General features: G+C 64.7%; 5 protein-coding genes. 3 read left to right on the forward strand and 2 right to left on the reverse strand.

Annotated features, from left to right (window positions below; translation table 11 throughout):
• Positions 1 to 268: 268 nt before the first annotated feature.
• Both ACNA7R_RS19535 and ACNA7R_RS19540 read left to right on the forward strand, forming a co-directional pair.
• Positions 269 to 475, forward strand: coding sequence for a DUF4177 domain-containing protein (locus ACNA7R_RS19535; protein WP_416285196.1), 207 nt, complete (start codon positions 269 to 271; stop codon positions 473 to 475).
• The gene (locus ACNA7R_RS19540) at positions 468 to 1496 is read left to right on the forward strand and encodes a hypothetical protein (RefSeq protein ID WP_416285198.1); all 1029 of its coding nucleotides are present in this window, start codon (positions 468 to 470) and stop codon (positions 1494 to 1496) included. The genes ACNA7R_RS19535 and ACNA7R_RS19540 overlap by 8 nt, the downstream gene beginning before the upstream one ends.
• A 22-nt stretch (positions 1497 to 1518) precedes the next feature.
• Here the strand turns inward: ACNA7R_RS19540 and ACNA7R_RS19545 are convergent, their stop codons facing one another.
• Entirely contained in the window at positions 1519 to 2595 is a 1077-nt protein-coding gene (locus ACNA7R_RS19545) for a Gfo/Idh/MocA family protein (protein WP_416285200.1), read from the reverse strand.
• A 124-nt stretch (positions 2596 to 2719) separates the two neighbouring features.
• Between ACNA7R_RS19545 and ACNA7R_RS19550 the strand changes: the two genes are divergently transcribed.
• The gene (locus ACNA7R_RS19550; protein ID WP_416285202.1) at positions 2720 to 3265 is read left to right on the forward strand and encodes an XTP/dITP diphosphatase; all 546 of its coding nucleotides are present in this window, start codon (positions 2720 to 2722) and stop codon (positions 3263 to 3265) included.
• A 328-nt stretch (positions 3266 to 3593) separates the two neighbouring features.
• Here ACNA7R_RS19550 and ACNA7R_RS19555 read toward each other — a convergent pair.
• Positions 3594 to 3902, reverse strand: a 309-nt coding sequence (locus ACNA7R_RS19555; protein WP_416285204.1) for a zinc ribbon domain-containing protein, incomplete at its 5' end; no start/stop codon positions are given.

Raw genomic sequence — 3902 nt, forward strand, 5'->3', positions numbered from 1 at the left:
GGAACAGCAGGGCGTCACCGAGGGGACGGAGGGCACCGAGGACGAGCCGGTAGAGGTCATCGTCGACGACGACTGATACGGATTGCTGTACCGATTTACCGGCGCAACCGCCGCACGGGTCGCGGTTGCGACGGTAATGACTTACAGTAAACCGTATGACTGCTTCTCGCCGCGCGCGGACGACCGGTCCGTCGGCGGTCGATTTCGCCCGTCCCGACCACGTGGTAGCAACGCGAACCCTTTTTCGGCGGATCTCCGATATACGAGTATGGCACCGGACAGGGGAACCGTCTGGGAGTACGAGACGGTTCGTCCGCCCCGCGCGGCGACGATGGAGGAGGCGAGCGATCCGAAGGAACTGTTGAACGAACTCGGCCAGGACGGCTGGGAACTCGTCAGCACGATCGAGTACACCGGCGGCGGCACGAAGTACCTCGTCTTCAAACGACCGGCCGAAGGTGGGGACGATGAGTGACGGCGAGAACGCCGACGAGGACCAGGTCAGCACCGGCGACACGATGCGCGAGCGGGCCGACGAAAGCAAGCTCAAGCTCTGGCTGATCGTCGGTGCGAACCGACAGCTCGTCACCGGCGTGCTCGCGGTCGGGTTTTTCGTGCTGTTCATGCTCGGGAGCCTCCTCGACCCGACGCTCTCGGACCTGCTTCAGGAACGAGCCGTCATCGAATCGCTGTACACGCAGATGATCGGCGCGCTGATCACCGGCGTCACCCTCGTCGTCACCATCAGCCAGCTGATCATCTCCCAGGAGAACGGCCCGCTCGGCGAGCAGCGGACGCGGATGAGCGAGACGATGGACTTCCGCGGCTACATCAAGGAGCTCACCGGCAAACCGGCGCCAGCCGATCCGTCGGCGTTTCTCCGCGAGATCGTCGACGCGACCCAGCAACGCGCCGAACGGCTTGACGAGGTCATGGAGTCGACCGACAACGACGACCTCAAAAACGAGATCGACGAGTTCGTCGACAGTATCACGGGTAACGCCGAAACCGTTCGCGAGGAGCTCGACGGCGCCAAGTTCGGCACGTTCGACGTCGTCTACGCCTCGATGGACTACAACTACTCCTGGAAGATCTTCCAGATCGAGCGCCTGATCGCCGACTACGAGGACGATATCGACGAGGAGCAACGCGACGCCCTCGAGGATCTCCGGACCTCATTCGCGATGTTCGGTCCCGCTCGAGAGCACGTCAAGACGCTGTACTTCCAGTGGGAACTGATCAACCTCTCGCGGTTCATCCTCTATGCGGCGATTCCGGCGCTGCTGGTCTCGGGAATGATGCTGGTGTTCGTCGACACGGCGACGGTCACCGGGCGGATCCTGGGCATCGAGACGCTGCTCTGGCTCGTCGGCGTGACGTTTACGATCACGCTCGTCCCGTTCTTCCTGTTGACCTCGTATATCATGCGGGTTGCGACGGCAGCAAAACGGACGCTGGCGATCGGCCCGCTGATCCTGCGGGACTCCCAGCGCTGATCGCAGCCGACGCGAACGCGCTCTACTCGATCGATACCGACGTCCCTTCCTCGCCGGAGCGATAGATCGCGTCGATCACGCGCTGGACCGTCAGGGCGTGCTCGGCCGTGTTCAGCGCCGGCGGTTCGCCCGTCCGGACGGCCTCGAGGAACTGCTCGTCGCTTCCCTCCCAGCCCGTTCGGTCGAGCGACCCCCCCGTCAGCGTGGAGTCGAACAGGTGGTCGGTCCCCTGCGTGCCGGCCTGGTAGAGCGTCAGTTCCTCGCCACCGAGTTCGAGTTCCGCGCCCGCCTCGGTACCGCGGACGACGAAGTCGTTCGTCTCGGCCTGGTTGGCCGCCCAGGTGACCTCGAGCGAGATCGTTCGATCGTCCGCACAGCGGATCATCGCCGTCGCCGAGTCCTCGACGTCGAAGACGGCTTCGTCCGTCTCGTCGTACCAGTCGCCGGGGTCGACGTAGTCCTCGCGGTGGCCGAACTCCGTGCGCGTGACGGCGAACACCTCCTCGACGTCGGGGTAGCCCATCAGGTACAGCGCGAAGTCGATCGCGTGGACGCCGATGTCGACGACGGCGCCGCCACCCGACAGCTCGCGGTTCGTAAACCACGAGCCGACGCCGGGAATGCCCCGCCGGCGGACGTAGTTCGCGTCGACGTGGGTGATCTCGCCGAAGAACCCCTCCGCCTGGTGGTCCTTGAACACCTCCGTCGCCGTCGAGACGCGGTTGTGGAAGTTCACCATACAGAAACCGTCGGCGTCGGCCGCCGCGTCGGCGATCCGCTCGGCGCTCTCGAGGTCGCTCGCCAGGGGCTTCTCGCAGAAGACGTCGTACCCGCGCTCGAGGGCGGCGACGACCGCCTCCTCGTGGAAGGCGTTGGGCGTCGAGACCGCGACCGCGTCGAGATCCTCGGCGTCGTACATCGCGTCGAACCCCTCGTAGGTCGTCGCGCCGTAGGTCTCCGCGAACTCCTCGCGGGCCGACTCGACGAGATCCGCACCCGCGGCGACCTCGTGGCCGAGCGTTTCGGCGTTGGTCGCGTGGGTCTGTCCCATGAATCCGAGTCCGACTACCCCGAGCCGGACGGTGTCAGTATTACTCACACGCCGAGTAAATCAGCACACCGACGAAAGTGTTGCGAGTGGCGGTCGACCGAGTGTCCGACGCTGGCGGTGTTCGCGGCGAGGGACCGACGAGGCTTTGGCGCACCTGGACGGTTTGTCGTACATGACCGTCCGATTCGTCACGGGCAACGAGGGCAAGATTGCGGAGGCCCGCGACTACCTCGAGGGGATCGACACCGTCGAACAGGTCGACTACGACTACGCCGAACTCCAGAGCGACTCGCTCGAGGAGATCGTCACCCGCGGGGCCGAGGAGGCCTACGCCGAACTCGGGAGCGGGGAGCCGGTGCTGGTCGACGACACGGGGCTGTTCGTCGAGGCGCTGGACGGCTTTCCGGGCCCGTACTCGGCCTACGTCGAGGACACCCTCGGGATCGAGCGGGTCTGGCGACTCGCGGGCGACGAGGAGAGCACGCGGGCGCGGTTCCGGACGGTGCTCGCCTACGCCGACGGGAAGCGAACGGAGACGTTCGAGGGTTCGGTCGCGGGCACTCTCGTCGCCCCACGGGGCGAGGGCGGATTCGGCTACGATCCGATCTTCGAGTACAACGGGAAGACGTTCGCGGAGATGGACACCGAGGAGAAAAACGCCATCTCCCACCGCGGGCGGGCGCTCGAGGCGTTCGCCGAGTGGTACGGCGGGCGGTAGCTGACGAGTTCGCGACGGGACGAACGAGTGGATCGGCGAGAATCCGGCCGGGTCGAGAGCGGCCTCGAGACGGCTGGGACACCGCCGGCGCGGAGACGGAACGGAAGCAGTCGCGAACCGCCGGATTCGAGATCCTCGAGCGGTGGGTCGTTCCCGAAGAACTGGGTGCTGGCAGGGATGAGATAATCAAGACCCCATAATCACGAACACAATAATGTAGGAGATTATTCCGAAGACGGCGGTGGCTCCCATCCAGACAGCAACTATTAGCACCGCCTGTTTTCCAGTCATAGTCTCTCCTTCAAGCAGTTCAGTGAACTACCCTACCCTACTCGCTCACGGTTGACGCCGTTCGCTCCTTGAGGGTAGGGCTTCCTGCTTCGACGACGCGCTTTGCAGATACGGACGTATCCACAGGGAGCGCAGTCTCCACAGGCGTTGACGAGAGCTCTGCTCTCGTCCGCACATCAGAATCGCCGTGCGATTCTGAGGACGTTGATTCGGAGTATCCCACTCCTACGTCTTGCAGAGCGCGAGAAAGAATGTTCCACGCCGCGTTCGCGTCCCTGTCCGCCTCAAACCCGCAGGCGGGACAGGAGTGTTCACGGACCCACAACGGCTTCTCCGTCGAGACACC

This window comes from Natronococcus sp., from assembly GCF_047921035.1.
Taxonomy (GTDB): Archaea; Halobacteriota; Halobacteria; order Halobacteriales; family Natrialbaceae; genus Natronococcus.